Here is a 14,725-nt window from a genome sequence, read left to right on the forward strand (position 1 = left end):
GTACCTGGTGCGGTTGGCGGATTCGTTGCGTCTGCGACTGGCGGGCGAGGTGGCTGAGCGGTGCAGACCCGAGCTCGGCGAGGAGGGGTTGTCGAAGGCGTCGAACTTCACCACCCCGGCCGGGTTTTTGGCCGCGAATACGGGTACGAGTGAGCACACGGCGAAGAAGCTGATGAAGGTCGGTGGGGAGCTGCGGGTCTCGATGTCGTTGTGTGGGCTGCCGAACCTTCCCGCGTTCTCCCACGTCGCGGAGGCAGTCGGGCTCGGTGCGATCGGTCTCGACGTAGCGACGGTGATCACGACCAGGCTCGGCCGCCTCGCCAAGCAAACCGGGTTCACGGATGCCCTGATCGAGGCCGAAGCGCAACTGGTGTCGTTGGCGCAGGACTCGGTCGGGGGCCAGTGCCACTCGGCGGATACCATCGACCGTTTCGCGGTACGGATGATCGCGCACCTCGACCCCGACGGCACTGAGCCGACCGAGGCGCAACTGCACGAGAAGCGCACTCTGACCCTGGTCACGGAGAAGACCGGGATGACGAAACTCACCGGCCTCCTCCCACCGACCGCCGCAGGTCACCTCCGGGCAGCCCTAGAGCCGTTTACCAGTCCCCGCATCCCCACCTTCACCGATAGCACTGCCACCGACACCGGCACCGGCACCGGCACCGGCACCGGCACCGGCGATCTGACCGACCCCGCCGACGAGTCGGTCGATCCGCTGCTTCGTGACACCCGCACTCGGGGTCAGAAACTCGCCGACGGCCTCCTCCAACTTGTCACCACCGCAGCAGGTCTTCCGTCGATGCCGCGCCTGAACGGTGCCGCACCCACCGTCAACGTGCACGCGACCCTCGACGACATCATCTCCGGCTGCGGTGTCGGCTGGATCGACGGCCTCACCGAACCCGTTCCCGCGAGCACCATCGAAACTCTCCTTTGCCACGCAGATGTCATCACCACCCTCTTCGGTGAGCACGGGCAGGTGTTGCAGCACGGCAAAACGAAGCGCCTGTTCACCGGCGCCCAAAACCGTGCGTTGGCCGCCCGCGACGGCGGTTGCGTGTGGCCCTCCTGCGACGCACCACCGTCCTGGTGTGAATCACACCACGTCGAAGGCTGGCAAACGAAAACCCACCAACCCGGCCGCACCGATCTTGATAACGGTGCGTTGCTCTGTCACTTCCACCACTCCCATGTACACAAAACAAGGTGGAAACTTGTCATGCGAAACGGCACCCCGCACCTCATCCCACCCGACTGGCTCGACTGGCGACAAACCCCCAGACCCTGCCAACAAAACCGTGCCCGCCCACTCCCACAAACCGGCTAGCAGGCCGTCCCGGGCGCCCGGATCCACAGGAGTTTTACAGGCTGTAGGGAATCGACTAAGCGGCTTGGCTGTTGGATGTGTCAAAGGTACAAATGCACCCATCGTGGGCATTCCGCACCAGAGGTAGTCGCACAGCAGCTAGGAGACGCAGTTGAGCAAAGTGTACGTAGAGATCGAGAACGAGTTCGGCGAGCTTGCGCGGTACAAGCACCACCTGAATGGGCGGGGCTTCATCTCCGCCACAGCAACGGTGCACCCGACCGCCTACATCGAGTCGTCGGCCTATGTCGAACCAGATGCCCAGGTCGGACAGGGAGCCTGGATCGGCGCCGGCAGCTGGATCGATCGCGGGGCGCTCGTCGGTGCCGGTGTCTTCATCGGCGCCAGCGTGCACGTAGGACAGGACTCACGCATCGGACGTGGTGCCAAAATTGGCAGCCACACCCGGATCGGTGACCGGGCGGTCGTCGGTGATTCGGTTCACGTCGCTCACGACACGACGGTGCCCGACGATGGCATCGTCAAAGCTGCATCTCAGGCGGAAGGGTCGTTCGCCACAGCGGCGTGATCCCGGGGCCGCCTGACCGCACTCCGCTCTAAGCTGTGAAAATGAAGCTCCTTTTCGCAGTTCTCCGCATCGCTGTGGCTGTAGCGATCACGGCTGCCATTGTCGGGCAACTGGCCCACACCGCTGGGCTGGCAGACCAAGCCGATCCGGCGTCGGTCGGCTTTGTGGTGGTGAACTTCTTCAGCTTCTTCACCATCGACTCGAATGCCGCGAGCGTTGTGGTGCTGGCGGTGGGTGCGGTGATCGCGCTTCGCGCGGCGAGGCGCGATCCGATGCTCTTCACCACGGTGAGGGCAGCTGTGGTCACGTACATGGTGACGACAGGAATCGTGTACAACCTGCTGCTGCGCAATATCGCGCTACCGCAGGGACAGACGCTGGAGTGGTCGAACGAGATCCTCCATGTGATCGGCCCGATCTATCTGCTGCTCGACTGGCTGTTCGCACCCGGGCGAGTACCGCTCGACTACCGGCGGCTCTGGGCGATCGTTTCGTTTCCGATTGTGTGGGTGATCTACACCCTCGTTCGAGGTCCGCTCGCGATCGATGCCTCCACGGGCACGGCGTGGTACCCGTACCCGTTCCTGAATCCGGCGACCTCGCCGAACGGGTATCTCTCGGTGACGTTCTACGTGATCCTGATCGCGCTCGTCATCACCTCCATCGGTGCCGGCGCGATCTGGGTGAGCCGCCGAGGCCGACCCGTGACCGAGGATCACCGGTCAGAGTGAGGTCTGAGAGGCAAGAGGGCTCCACTCCGATATATAGTTAGTTTGGCTAAAGTAACTAGTCGCGAAACTTTCATCGGAGCATCCTGTGGCCACACGCACCGCCCTGTTCACCAAAGACCACCCCAAATATCGGTGGGTCGCTCTCAGCAACACGACCCTCGGCGTTCTCATGGCCACGATCAACTCCTCGATCGTGATCATCTCGCTGCCCGCTATCTTCAAGGGGATCGGTCTGAACCCGCTCGAGCCGGGGAATGTCAGCTACCTGCTGTGGATCCTCATGGGGTACATGCTGGTCACGGCGGTGTTCGTGGTGACCTTCGGCAGGCTCGGCGACATCTACGGCCGGGTGAAGATCTACAACATCGGTTTCATCGTCTTCACGGTCGGATCGATCGCGCTGGCCCTCGACCCGTTCACCGCGGGAGCGGGCGCCATGTGGCTCATCGTGTGGCGTGTCATCCAGGGCGTGGGTGGCGCGATGTTGTTCGCCAACTCGACGGCCATTCTCACGGACGCCTTTCCGGTGAACAAGCGCGGATTCGCGCTCGGTATCAATCAGGTCGCGGCAATCGCCGGCAGCTTCATCGGATTGATCGTGGGCGGTCTGCTCGCAGTCGTCGATTGGCGCGCGGTGTTCTTCGTGAGCGTTCCGATCGGCATCATCGGCACGATCTGGTCGTACAAGTCGCTGCACGAGGTCGGTACCAGTGCAAAGAGTTCGGTGGACTGGCCGGGGAACATCACGTTCGCCGTCGGGTTGACAGCAGTGCTGGCCGGTATCACGTACGGCATTCAGCCCTACGGCGGCATGTCGATGGGCTGGCTCAACCCGTGGGTACTCTCAGCGATCATCGGCGGGCTCGTGCTGCTCGTCATCTTCGTGCGGATCGAACTGCGCGTGCCCGATCCGATGTTCAATATGCACCTGTTCAAGATCCGGGCGTTCTCGAGCGGTATCTTTGCCGGCCTGCTCGCGGCGATCGGCCGTGGCGGGCTGCAGTTCATGCTCATCATCTGGCTGCAGGGCATTTGGCTGCCGCTGCACGGTTACTCCTACGAAGACACTCCACTGTGGGCCGGCATCTACCTCCTTCCGATCACCATCGGTTTTCTGATCGCCGGTCCGTTGTCGGGTGCGCTCTCCGACCGCTTCGGAGCCCGGGCATTCGCGACGACCGGCCTGCTACTGAACGCTGCCACGTTCATCGCGCTGCTGGTCATCCCGGTCGACTTCCAGTACTGGGAATTCGCGCTCATCACGGGCCTCAGCGGCATCGGGTCTGGGCTCTTCAGCTCGCCGAACCGCACGGCGATCATGAACAGCGTTCCGGCTAACCAGCGGGGGTCGGCCTCCGGGATGGCCGGGGCCGCCCTGAACGCGGGCAGCTCACTCTCGATCGGGGTGTTCTTCTCGTTGATGATCGCCGGGCTGTCGAGCTCCCTGCCGTCGGCCATGACCTCTGGATTGAGCCAGAACGGCGTGCCCGCCGACGTCGCCGCACAGATCGGCCAGACCCCTCCGGTCGGAAGCCTCTTCGCGGCGTTCCTCGGCTACAACCCGATCGAGTCCCTGCTGGGGCCGACCGGCATCCTGAGTTCGCTGTCGAAGCAGAACGTTGCGACGCTGACCGGGCAGACGTTCTTTCCTGAACTGCTCTCGGGGCCGTTCCACGACGGGTTGGTGCTGGTGTTCATTGTCGCGGCCGCGATGTCGGTCGTGGCGGCTGTGATGTCGATCACCCGCGGAACGAAGTACGTGCACGCCGACGAACCGGCACCCGCCGACCGGTCAGCCGAGGATGCCGACGCACACGTCGCACGCTGAGCGCCCTACCCCGTGTAAAGTCGAGAAATGCCTGACGAATCGAGCGTCGACCGCCACAATGTAGCCGAAAGGCTCACTCTGGCCATCAGCAGGCTGAACCGCCGCATCCGCCCGGTGGGTGACGAACTCAGCAACGGTGTGCTCTCGGCGCTGTCCAGCGTCAAGAATGCCGGTCCGCTCCGGCCGAGCGACCTGGCCCGGATCGAGAACGTCGCCGCCCCGACGATGACTCGAATCGTGGCCGACCTCGAGAATCGTGGTCTCGTCGAGCGTGAGCCCGACCCGGCCGATGGTCGCTCCTTCCTGCTCCGGGCATCGAACTCCGGTATCGCGACCATCGACCAGGCCCGCATGGCCCGCACGACCCGGGTGCTGCAGCTTCTGGCCGACCAGAGTGACGAAGACATCGCACGCCTGGCGCATGCCCTTCCGGCGCTCGAAGCCGCGGCGGCGAACCGCGCGTAGCGGGTGCCGCCTCAGGCAGCGCAGGGTGTGCTTCAGGAGGTGGAAGGTGCGCCGTCTCTACCCGGCCAGGTCGATCGGCTCGATGAGGTTTGCGTCTGCTGGGTCGAGGGTGCGTGAGTTGTTGACGGTTCTCGCGACGGGGTAGGTGGTGATCGACCTCGCCACGGCCGTGGAACTGCGATCGAGCACGTGCAGCAGGGCATCCGGGGCAGTGACCCTCGTCGGGTCGAGCCACTGCGTGTAGAGGTCGGGTGTGAGAAAGACGGGCATGCGATCGTGCACCTGCCCCGACGCATCTCGTGCTTCACGCGTGATGATCGTGAAGGTCACCTTCCATTCGTCGTTCACCCGGCGCGCGCTGTACAGTCCGGCCGCCGCGAGCACCTCGGTGTCGGCATGGATGAAGTAGGGCTGCTTTCCGTCGTCGCGCTGCTGCCACTCGTAGTAGCCGATCAGCGGCACGATGCACCGATGTGAGGCGAACGCGCTTCGGAACATTCCGTTCGTGGCGACCGTCTCGAGCCGGGCATTGATCGGGGCGGGCCCACCGGGCTTCGACCATGCCGGCTTCAGGCCCCAGGACGCGATCTCGAGTTCGCGGGTGGGCCCCGCCTCGCGGTCGGCATCTGCATCGGCTTCTGCTTCTGCATCTGGCTTGGCCGCACGCTCCCGGATGATCGGGGCGGGGTCTGTCGGCGCGACACTGTAGCTCGGGCGCCAGTCTTCGGCACGGCCGCCCCGGGCCACGAACTCGAGGATGAGGTCATCGGTCTCCTTGTTCATGGCGAATCTGCCGCACATGTTCTCTCCCTGCTCTCGACGCTCGTTTGTTCTTCTCGTTGACTGCTCGACGTTCGCTTCAGCCCGCCGGATGCGTGCGAACCCTCTGCTCGCGCTGCAGGGTCAGGATGCGAACCACCGACTCGTCGATCTGCCGTTCGCTGATCTGCCCCTCCTGTACGGCCGTCGTGATCGCCGCGATCGACGGCGCCATGTCGATCGCCGCGTTATAGAGCAGCATGTCATTGCCCGCCGACACCGCCCGCACAGCGTTCGACGTGGCGTCGGCGTACTCGGGCAGCCCCGAATGCTGCAGCATGAGCATGTCGTCGGTGACGGCGACTCCGGTGAAGCCGAGCTCACCTCGGAGGATCTCGTGCCACCGAACCGAGAGCGACGCCGGTGCCGCATCGACGCTGGAATAGGTCAGGTGGCCGAACATGACCAGCGGGGCGCCGGCATCCACGCCCGCGGCGAAGGAGGGCATGTCGCGCGTCTGCCAGCCCTCCATCGACAGGTCGGTGGTCGGAATGCTCGTATGGGAGTCGGCGGGCGTCTCGCCGTGCCCCGGGAAATGCTTCAGCGTGCTGAAGACCGATCCGTTCTCGGCGGCGACCGAGGCAGCGACGCGGGCGCTGGCCGAGGCGGGATCGGTTCCGAGAACACGGTCGAAGATGAACGAGGCGGGGTCGGCTGTGACGTCGGCGACGGTTCCGAAGTTCACCGAGACACCGGCCGCCTTCAACAGGGCGGCCCGCTGGGTGAACGACGCTCCGGTGTCCTCCACCGGGAGTGACTTCAGACGGTCGGCCCCGGGGAAGACATCCTGGTCGAGGCGGGCCACGTCACCGCCCTCCTCGTCGATCGAGATCAACGGCGCGAGGCCCGGAGTCGCCGCGGGAGCAGAGGTCGCCGCCGCCAGTTGGGCGGCGAGGGCCTCGGCCGAACCCGGCATGTTGTTGCCGAGCAGCAGAAACCCACTCGGCCTGTTGGCCTCCAGGTAGGCCTTCATGGGAGTCGGATCGGTGCCCGGCACCTGCACCATGAACATCGCAGCGATCTTCTGCGCGAGCGTCATCGACTGCATGCGCGTTGCGGCATATATCGCGGCGAGCTCAGCCGGGGTGACGGCGGTGCTGGGCTGGCGAGGGCCTCCGGATGCTGCGGGGGCCGGTGGCGCGGAGGGAGTCGGTGTTGCTGCGGGGGTGGGCACGGCTGCGGGGGTGGATGCGGCGAGCCCTGACGGCGCGGCGGCGGCGGATGACGCGGCCTCCGCCGAGCATCCGCCCAGTCCGACGCTGAGTGCCAGCCCGAGGCAGAGTGCGAGACGTGTGGTGCGGGAGCGGATTGCTCTACTCCCCGCCCTGCGCCAGGCGGTGGCGCTCCATCGTCTCGAGGTAACGCTCGCCGTTCGCCCTCACACCACCGCGTTCATCGGCGGTCAGCTCGCGACGCCACTTCGCGGGCATGCCAGCCACCAGGGAACCGTTGGGGATGACTGTGTTCTCCAGAACGAGCGCACCGGCGGCGACGAGGCATTCGTCGCCGATCGACGCACCGTTCAGAATCGTTGCGTTCATCCCGATGAGCGTGCGGTCGCCGATGGTGCAGCCGTGCAGAACGGCACCGTGGCCGACGCTCACACCGGCACCGATGGCGACCGGGGACCCAGGGTCGGCATGGACGACGACGTTGTCCTGCAGATTGCTGCCCTCGCCCAGCGCGATCGGGGCGGTGTCGGCCCGCACGACGGCTCCGTAGAAGACGCTCGCCGAGGCCGCGACGGTCACATCGCCGATGAGCAGAGCGGTGGGTGCGATCCACGCGGAGGGGTCGACCGTCGGTGTCACCCCATCGAACGGCAGGATGGAGGGGAATGGTGAGGTCATTCGGCAGGTCCTAACAGAAAGTTCGCTACGGTCGAGTGGGCAGATTCGGTGTCCGACGGATGGAACACGCCGGCCACCACGTCGCGGTACAGCCGGCTCAGCTCGCTCGTGTTCGCGAGAGCCGAGCCCCCGGAAACGCGGATCGCCTGGTCGACCATGAAACGCGCGTTCTCGGTCGCCCGCACCTTGAGGCCCACCAGTTTGGGAAACCACGACCGCCCGTGGTCGACGAGATCGTCGACCGCCCGGGCCAGCGCGTCGATCTGCGGGGGGATGCCGTCCTGCGCGATAGCGGCGTCGGCAATGCGGTAGCGGATGTCGGGGTCTGACGAGTACGCCCGCCCCCCGTTCTTCAGAGACGTTCGGCGCTTCGCAGCCTCGACGGCGAGCTCGAGCGCGCGTTCGCCGATGCCTGTGTAGACGGCCGCGATGAGGATCTCGAAGTTGGCGAAGATTGCGAAGACGAGCGGGTCGGCGCTCGGTCCGGCCGGCAGCCTCCGCACGATCCGATCGGCGGCCACCTCGGCGCCGTCGAGCACCGTCGTTCGGCTCTGGGTCGCGCGCATGCCGACCGTGTTCCAGTCATCGAGAACGGTGAACCCGCCCGCGTCCCGACGGAGAAACCCGTGTACCAGCAAGGGATGCTCGGAGTCGGTGTCGTCGAGACCGAAGACGCCCAGCCTGGTCCACGCCGGCGAGAGCGAGGTGAAGATCTTGCGCCCGTAGAAGCGGTACGCCCCTCCCGGCTGGGGCTCTGCGCGGGTCGTCGAGCCGAACAGCACCAGATCGTTTCCGGCCTCGCTGTTGCCGAAAGCGAAGAGCTCGCCCCCCGCCGCCTCGTGCAACACGAAAGCCAGCGAATCGTCGCCGCGGTCGAGCAGGGCCTTCGCGACGCCCGTCCAGACGAGGTGCATGGTGATGGCGAGGGCGGTCGCGGGTGCCGCGGTCGCCAGGCGCACCTGCTCCCTCGCAACATGTTCGAGCCCGAACCCGAGCCCGCCGTATTCGGTCGGAACGAACATCCGCAGATAACCTGCCTCGCGCAGGTCGTCGAGGTCGTCGAAGAAGAAGGCGTTCGAGGCGTCGTAGCCGGCTGCACGCGAGCGGATGACCAGCAGCAGCTCGTCGGAGAGGATGCTGCCCGACTCCTCCACAGCCGTGTGGTTCGGAGAGTTCTGCACAGTTCCAGCCTTCATCACGGTTCAAGACTATGCCGTCGGGCAAGATAGTCACATGGCCCTCCCGATCGAAAACTACGCTCTCATCAGCGATTGCCACACGGCTGCCCTCGTCGGCACCGACGGCAGCATCGACTGGTTGTGCCTGCCCCGGTACGACTCCCCCTCCACCTTCGGGGCGCTGCTCGGAGACGAGAGCCACGGCCGGTGGCAGATCGCACCGAAAGACCCTGGGGCGCACGTGCACCGGCAGTACGAGGGCAACTCCTTCGTACTGACCACCGTGTGGACGACCTCGACGGGCGTGGTCGAGGTCACCGACTTCATGCCGCACGGCGACAGGCGCGCAGACCTCATCCGGCGGGTGCGGGGCGTTTCGGGTTCTGTCGAGATGTCGGTCGATCTGCGCATCCGGTTCGCCTACGCATCGGCGATCCCCTGGGTGCGGCAGATTCCGAACGGCTCGGGCGGCGCTGACCTCGTCGCGGTCGCCGGGCCCGACTCCCTGGTGATCCGCGGCGCCGAGCTGACCCCCGAGGGCGCCTCGCACGGCCGGGAGTACACCGTGAGAGAGGGCGAGACCGTCGACACGGTGATGACCTGGTACCCCTCGCACCGATCGGCCCCCGCCGCACCCGATGTCGATCTCGTCCTGGCGAACACGCTCGGGTGGTGGGAGAGCTGGAGTGCGAACGGCACCACAGGCGACGGCCCCTACCATTCCGCCGTGATGCGCTCGCTGCTCGTACTGCGCGCACTGACGCACGAAGACACCGGCGGAATCGTCGCCGCGGCCACCACCTCCCTGCCCGAGCAGTTCGGCGGCGAACGCAACTGGGACTACCGGTACGTCTGGCTTCGTGACGCTTCGCTCACCCTCACGGTGCTGCTCGACCACGGCTTCGTCGCCGAGGCTGACGGCTGGCGAATGTGGCTGCTCCGCGCCATTGCGGGCGACCCCAACGATGTGCAGATCATGTACGGCCTCGAGGGCGAGCGCTGGCTGCCCGAGCGGGAGCTCACGACCCTGCCCGGGTACAACGGGGCGGCACCGGTTCGGGTCGGCAACGGCGCGGTCGACCAGTACCAGGCAGATGTGATCGGCGAGGTGATGGTGGCACTGCACCGGTCGCGGGTGAAGACGGGCGAGGCGAGCCAGGATGCCTGGGCGCTGCAGCGCGCGCTGCTCACGTTCGTTGAGGCGAATCTGAACAGACCCGACTCGGGCATCTGGGAGATCCGGGGCCCCGATCAGTTCTTCACCCACTCCCGGGTGATGATCTGGGCGGCGCTCGACCGTGGCGTCAAGGCGGTGGAGCAGTTCGGGCTGCGCGGCCCCGTCGCCACCTGGCGGCGGTTGCGCGAGCAGTTGCGTCTCGAGATCGAGGAGAAGGGCTTCAACCAGGAGCTCGGCTGCTACACGCAGGTCTATGGCGGGTCGACGGTCGATGCGTCGCTGCTGCAGCTGGCACAGGTCGGGTACGTCGAGGCCGACGACGATCGCATGCTCGGCACCGTGGCGCAGATCGAGAAGGAGCTCCTTCATCACGGGCTCCTGATGCGCTACTCCTCCGAAACGGGGGTCGACGGGTTGCCGGCCGGTGAGCATCCGTTTCTCGCCTGTTCCTTCTGGCTCGTCGAACAGTACGCGAGAAGCGGCCGCCTGAACGACGGAAGGGCGCTGATGGCCGACCTGCTGAACCTGCGCAACGACGTCGGGCTGCTCTCCGAGGAATACGACATCGCCGGTCGTCGCCAGGCGGGCAACACCCCGCAGGCCCTCTCCCACCTCGCTCTCGTTCGCGCGGCCGACGCCCTCACGACGAGCGCTCGGGAGACGAGCGCCGAGGCATCGGGGGCGGCACGTGCTCGACCGAGGGTGACGCCCGGGGCGGAGGGCTGACCCCGCCACACGATGTCTACGTCTCCTTCGACAACGACACGAAGGTGCGCTCGCCCTTTGACGCGATGGGGCTGCAGCAGCGGGTCAGCGCGTCGGGCGGTTGAAGCGCAGCCGGCCGCGGGTGCCACCGCCGCCGCGGCCAGCGCGGCCACCGCTGGGGCCGGCGCCGCTGGGGCCGCCGCCGCTTGGACCGCCGCCGAGCAGCGAAAGCGGGAGGAAGAGGGCCCTCCGGTCATCCGCCGTGCTCGCCTGGGCGCTGAGGGCCCGGATGATCGACTGCACGTCTCGCAGCAGGCGCTCCCGCTCATCGGGGGTGACGGCCGCGGCGCGGCCGGGCGGGGCGAAGCGCTCGCGCTCGACTGCCCGCAGCAGCTCCTCGATCTCGTCGCCCGGCATGTGGTACAGCGCACCGAGGCGGGTCGCGAAGCCCCGGGCGGTCTCGCCCGCCGCGAGTTCGAAACGGTAGTCGCGGGCCGTGTCGGTGATCTCCTGCCAGCCGATCGACGCCGGTACTTCCGCCGTCTGCATCGCGCCAAAACGTCTGCGGCGCCGCCTCCGCCGCCAGGCCGCGGGGGCCAGCGCGAGCAGCACGACGAGAATCGTGATCCCCAGCGCGACCAGCCACGCCCGCCCCTGCTGGGCCGCCTGCACCTGCGGGTCACTCACCGGAACAGCGCCGGGGTCGAGTTCCGGAGCCGCCCGGGGCGTCGTGGGAGCAGCCGTCGACCCGGCACTGTCGCGAATCGGGTCGGTCGTCGCCGCACCGGTGTAGTTGGGCAGCGAGTAGTCGGGTGGGGTGAGCCCGAGGCCCGGGGTCGGCTCGAACGCGAGCCAGCCGATCCCGTCGAACCACAGCTCGGGCCAGGCGTGGAGCTGGTCGCTGTAGACCTGGAACGTCGTCAGCCCATCCTCAGATCGCGTGCCGGCGCCGCCGGGGTGGTATCCGATAGCCACACGCGACGGGATGCCGAGGGTGCGCGCCATCACTGCCATGGCCGAGGCGAAGTGGATGCAGTACCCGCTCTTCGCCGACAGGAACGTTGCGACCGCCGCGAAGTTGCCGCCGTCGTAGTGACCCTCGACGGGAGCCGTCACCGAATACTGGAACGCGCCCGAGGTGAAATAGCTCTGCAGCGCCACGGCCTTGTCATACGTGCTCGTCTCACCTTCGGTCACCAGTCGTGCGGTGTTGCGGATGACCGGAGCGATGTCCCTCGGTAGCTCGACGAAGCTCTGCAGGGCATCCGGAACCGTCGTTCCCGCCGCTGCCAACTGGGCTGCGGTGGGCTGCACGGCGAGGCTGGTCACCCCGTAGTTCTGCCCTGACGTGTTCGTGTTCACGCTTGTCACGGTGAGGCTTCGGGGGCTGATCGTCCAGTCGCCATTCAGCCCCGAGACGTTGGTCGCCGGGTACGGCACCGGCAACCAGTCGCTGCGGAGGCCCGTCACCGTCATCGAGGAGGCGACCGGCTGGGTGGCGACGTCTGCCGCGAGCCCGTCGGGAGTGCCGAAGCCGTTACCGAGCGGGAAGGCCTCGGTGAGACTCTCGGGCTGCCACGGGCCCTCGGTGAAGTCCGAGAGGTTGACCAGCTTCAGGTACAGCCCGCTCTCCGAGGTCGTCGAGTAGGTGAGGGAGAGCACCGGGTTGGTGCGGCGCAGGTCCTGGCTGAGCTGGATCGACGGGTCGACGCCACTGGAGTAGACGGAGGGCAGCTGCGCGGTCTGCGGAGCCCGGAACGACCCCGGCGTGAGGCCCGGGGTGACACCCGGCAGGAAGCAGGCCAGGGCGATCGCCAGCGCACCGGAGAGCAGGGCGCGGCCCGCGTTCCGTCCCGACCGGATGCTCGCCGACTCCTTCAGGCGCAGGGCGATGCCGAGCCGGGCCGCACCCCAGAGCAGCAGGACGTAGGTCGCCGCCATCGCGATGAACAGCACGATGTCGAAGTCCTGCTGCCGAACGGAGTAGGGCACGGTGAGGATGGCGGCCGGCACGAGACCGGCGAGGGCGGGCATCCGGAGCCCGAAAACGAGGGAGTCGGCCAGCACGGCGAGGAGCCCGACGGTGAGGCAGAGCAGCAGGACGATCGGCACGACGGGATCGGCCGGCACGCTCTGCACCGCGATCGACTCCCCCGCGTCGCCGAGGAGCGAGCGGATGGTGCGAAGCGTGTCGAAGGTGGGGAGGAAGCCGAAGAGCGCCTCGGCGGGCGCGAACACCAGGGTGATGCTGACGGCCCACGCGATCAGAGCACCCAGCGGCGGAACCCAGGCCGGCACGGGAAAGAGGCGGATGACGGCGGCGACCCCGAGAACCAGCGCCACCAACAGGCAGGTGCCCCACCACCAGTCCGCTCCCGCGAGCAGCGGCGCTAGACCTCCGACGGGCAGGGCGATGAGAAGGAAGATAAGTGGTGAGAGCGCCGCCTGGCGGGCACGGTGGGTGGCCGTGGCATTCGGTTGGTCGTACGACGCGGCGAGGGAGCCATCGGGCAGCATGTACGGCGAGCCGGTCGAGCCGCGGCCGGAGCTGCCAGCGCCGCCAGAGCCGCCCCCGCCGCCGCTTTCGCCCCCTCCGCCGCCGAACAGCCCGCCGATGTCGCTGCCGAGAACGGCGCCGTAGTCGTCGTAGCGCTCTGCAGCTCCGGATGACCGGCCACCCGTTCCCGAACGACCCGTGCCCGGAGCGCCGGAAGCACCTCCCGGCCGCGGCGAGCGCCTCGGCGGCGTACGGGTGCCGCTCACAGCACGAGCCTCTCGCCGTCGACGGTACCCCAGGCGGCCGACGGCGCGTCGTCGGAGGTGATGATCTGCGTCAGCCACCCGCCGGACTCGAGAGCGCGCTGCTGGTTCACAGCCCACGCGGCCTCTGCGGCGCCCGGCGGGGTGACGATGACGGCCACGGCTCCCGACGAGAATCGCGCCGCGCCGGCCAGCGAGTGCAGGGAGGCGTCGCTCAGCCGCCCGGCAACCGCGAAGACCGGCGGCAGGTCGCCCGCCACGGCCTCGCTGCGGCTGAGCGCGAGGCGGAAATCGACGTCGGCCGTGTCGGTGACGCTGGTGCGGGCCGCGTGCAGCAGCAGGTCATCGGGCGAGGTCGGATCGAACCGAGCACCTATCGAGTCGAGCAGGCGCACCTGGAACCCCTCGCCGAGCAGGTGCAGCGCGATCGAGGTACTCATCGAGACGGCCCATTCGAACTCGGCTGAGAACCGGTGCTGGCCCAGAGCGGTTCCGGCAGCGTGACCCGCCGCATACCCCGCCGCAGAACAGTCGAGAATGACCACGGCATGCTGGTCGTTCTGCTGGTCATCCTGACGCACCATCAGCTCGCCGAACCGGGCTGTCGCCGACCAGTTGACCCGTCGCATGGAGTCGCCGGTCTGGTACTTGCGCGAGATGATGTCCTGCTCGCCGCCGCCGCCGAGCTGGCGGGACTGCTGTGCCGACCCCGAACCGGCAGCGAGCCGAACAGCGCCGCGGGGCAGCGGCACCGTCGACGGCGTCACGGTCAGCGTGTCGGCTCCCCCGATCGTCGTGCTGCGGATGACCATGCCGAACGGGTCGGAGACCAGAACGGTCAGCGGCCCGACCACATGCAGCCCCCGGTGCTCTGCCTCGAGGGTGTAACCCAGGGTGACGGATGCCGTCAGCTCCGACGAGGCCGGAGCCCGGCGGATGCGCGGGAAGGGTGCCCGCTCGCTCGGGTGCACCGGAGCCGAAGCGCCGTCGAACCAGACCGCGTGGGGCGAGGCGAACGCTCCGTGGTTCTGCACCCGCAGGCGCACCGAGACCTCTGAGCCGGCCGCTGCCAGCTCGGGGGTGAACCGCCGGTCGACCGTCAGCGGCAAACGGTAGAGCGAGACCCCGATGGCCCCCACCACCGGCAGCGCCAGCACGAACAGCGCGACGAAGGCGAACTCCCGGCGCTGCAGCACGGTCATCGTGATGAGCAGCGAGATACCCACCACGAGGAACGCCCAGCCGCGGAGCGTGGGGCGGGGCAGGGTGCGGCGCATCCAGTCGATCACAGTCACAGCGGTGTGGCGGTGC

General features: G+C 67.6%; 12 protein-coding genes. 6 read left to right on the forward strand and 6 right to left on the reverse strand.

What is annotated here, in order from left to right; all coding sequences use genetic code 11:
- From B7R24_RS11290 to B7R24_RS11310, 5 genes are all read left to right on the forward strand, one after another.
- A partial coding sequence (locus B7R24_RS11290) for an HNH endonuclease signature motif containing protein (protein WP_147304019.1) occupies positions 1–1,333 on the forward strand: 1,333 nt, incomplete at its 5' end.
- 160 nt (positions 1,334–1,493) lie between these two features.
- The gene (locus tag B7R24_RS11295) at positions 1,494–1,901 is read left to right on the forward strand and encodes a hypothetical protein (RefSeq protein ID WP_253259429.1); all 408 of its coding nucleotides are present in this window, start codon (positions 1,494–1,496) and stop codon (positions 1,899–1,901) included.
- Positions 1,902–1,942: 41 nt separating this feature from the next.
- Positions 1,943–2,632 (forward strand): Pr6Pr family membrane protein, encoded by a 690-nt coding sequence (locus B7R24_RS11300; protein ID WP_116419085.1) that lies wholly within the window; start codon positions 1,943–1,945, stop codon positions 2,630–2,632.
- 85 nt (positions 2,633–2,717) lie between these two features.
- Positions 2,718–4,460, forward strand: a complete 1,743-nt coding sequence (locus B7R24_RS11305) for an MFS transporter (RefSeq protein WP_253259426.1) — start codon at positions 2,718–2,720, stop codon at positions 4,458–4,460.
- A 27-nt stretch (positions 4,461–4,487) separates the two neighbouring features.
- Positions 4,488–4,925, forward strand: coding sequence for a MarR family winged helix-turn-helix transcriptional regulator (locus B7R24_RS11310; protein ID WP_116419086.1), 438 nt, complete (start codon positions 4,488–4,490; stop codon positions 4,923–4,925).
- Positions 4,926–4,982: 57 nt separating this feature from the next.
- On the opposite strand, the gene B7R24_RS11315 is transcribed toward B7R24_RS11310, so the two are convergent.
- From B7R24_RS11315 to B7R24_RS11330, 4 genes are all read right to left on the reverse strand, one after another.
- Positions 4,983–5,726, reverse strand: a complete 744-nt coding sequence (locus B7R24_RS11315) for an SOS response-associated peptidase (RefSeq protein WP_116419087.1) — start codon at positions 5,724–5,726, stop codon at positions 4,983–4,985.
- A 58-nt stretch (positions 5,727–5,784) separates the two neighbouring features.
- Positions 5,785–6,918 (reverse strand): glycoside hydrolase family 3 N-terminal domain-containing protein, encoded by a 1,134-nt coding sequence (locus tag B7R24_RS11320; RefSeq protein ID WP_253259427.1) that lies wholly within the window; start codon positions 6,916–6,918, stop codon positions 5,785–5,787.
- A 139-nt stretch (positions 6,919–7,057) separates the two neighbouring features.
- Positions 7,058–7,594, reverse strand: coding sequence for a gamma carbonic anhydrase family protein (locus tag B7R24_RS11325; protein ID WP_116419089.1), 537 nt, complete (start codon positions 7,592–7,594; stop codon positions 7,058–7,060).
- Positions 7,591–8,775: an acyl-CoA dehydrogenase family protein gene (locus B7R24_RS11330; RefSeq protein ID WP_253259428.1), complete on the reverse strand. Its 1,185-nt coding sequence runs from the start codon at positions 8,773–8,775 to the stop codon at positions 7,591–7,593. Before B7R24_RS11330 ends, B7R24_RS11325 begins: the two co-directional genes overlap by 4 nt.
- A 52-nt stretch (positions 8,776–8,827) precedes the next feature.
- Between B7R24_RS11330 and B7R24_RS11335 the strand changes: the two genes are divergently transcribed.
- Positions 8,828–10,675 (forward strand): glycoside hydrolase family 15 protein, encoded by a 1,848-nt coding sequence (locus tag B7R24_RS11335; protein ID WP_116419091.1) that lies wholly within the window; start codon positions 8,828–8,830, stop codon positions 10,673–10,675.
- Positions 10,676–10,759: 84 nt separating this feature from the next.
- On the opposite strand, the gene B7R24_RS11340 is transcribed toward B7R24_RS11335, so the two are convergent.
- Together B7R24_RS11340 and B7R24_RS11345 are read right to left on the reverse strand one after the other, a co-directional pair.
- Positions 10,760–13,417 (reverse strand): transglutaminase TgpA family protein, encoded by a 2,658-nt coding sequence (locus B7R24_RS11340; protein WP_116419092.1) that lies wholly within the window; start codon positions 13,415–13,417, stop codon positions 10,760–10,762.
- On the reverse strand, positions 13,414–14,709 hold the full coding sequence (locus B7R24_RS11345; protein ID WP_147304020.1) for a DUF58 domain-containing protein: 1,296 nt from the start codon (positions 14,707–14,709) through the stop codon (positions 13,414–13,416). The genes B7R24_RS11340 and B7R24_RS11345 overlap by 4 nt, the downstream gene beginning before the upstream one ends.
- Between the last annotated feature and the right edge of the window lie 16 nt (positions 14,710–14,725).

It is taken from the genome of Subtercola boreus (assembly GCF_003399645.1).
Taxonomy (GTDB): Bacteria; Actinomycetota; Actinomycetes; order Actinomycetales; family Microbacteriaceae; genus Subtercola; species Subtercola boreus_A.

Excerpts from the sequence above, each read along its gene's own strand:
- B7R24_RS11335 (WP_116419091.1), top strand. The coding sequence starts at position 8,828 with ATGGCCCTCCCGATCGAAAACTACGCTCTCATCAGCGATTGCCACACG.
- B7R24_RS11310 (WP_116419086.1), top strand. The coding sequence starts at position 4,488 with ATGCCTGACGAATCGAGCGTCGACCGCCACAATGTAGCCGAAAGGCTC.
- B7R24_RS11315 (WP_116419087.1), bottom strand. The coding sequence starts at position 5,726 with ATGTGCGGCAGATTCGCCATGAACAAGGAGACCGATGACCTCATCCTC.
- B7R24_RS11325 (WP_116419089.1), bottom strand. The coding sequence starts at position 7,594 with ATGACCTCACCATTCCCCTCCATCCTGCCGTTCGATGGGGTGACACCG.
- B7R24_RS11300 (WP_116419085.1), top strand. The coding sequence starts at position 1,943 with ATGAAGCTCCTTTTCGCAGTTCTCCGCATCGCTGTGGCTGTAGCGATC.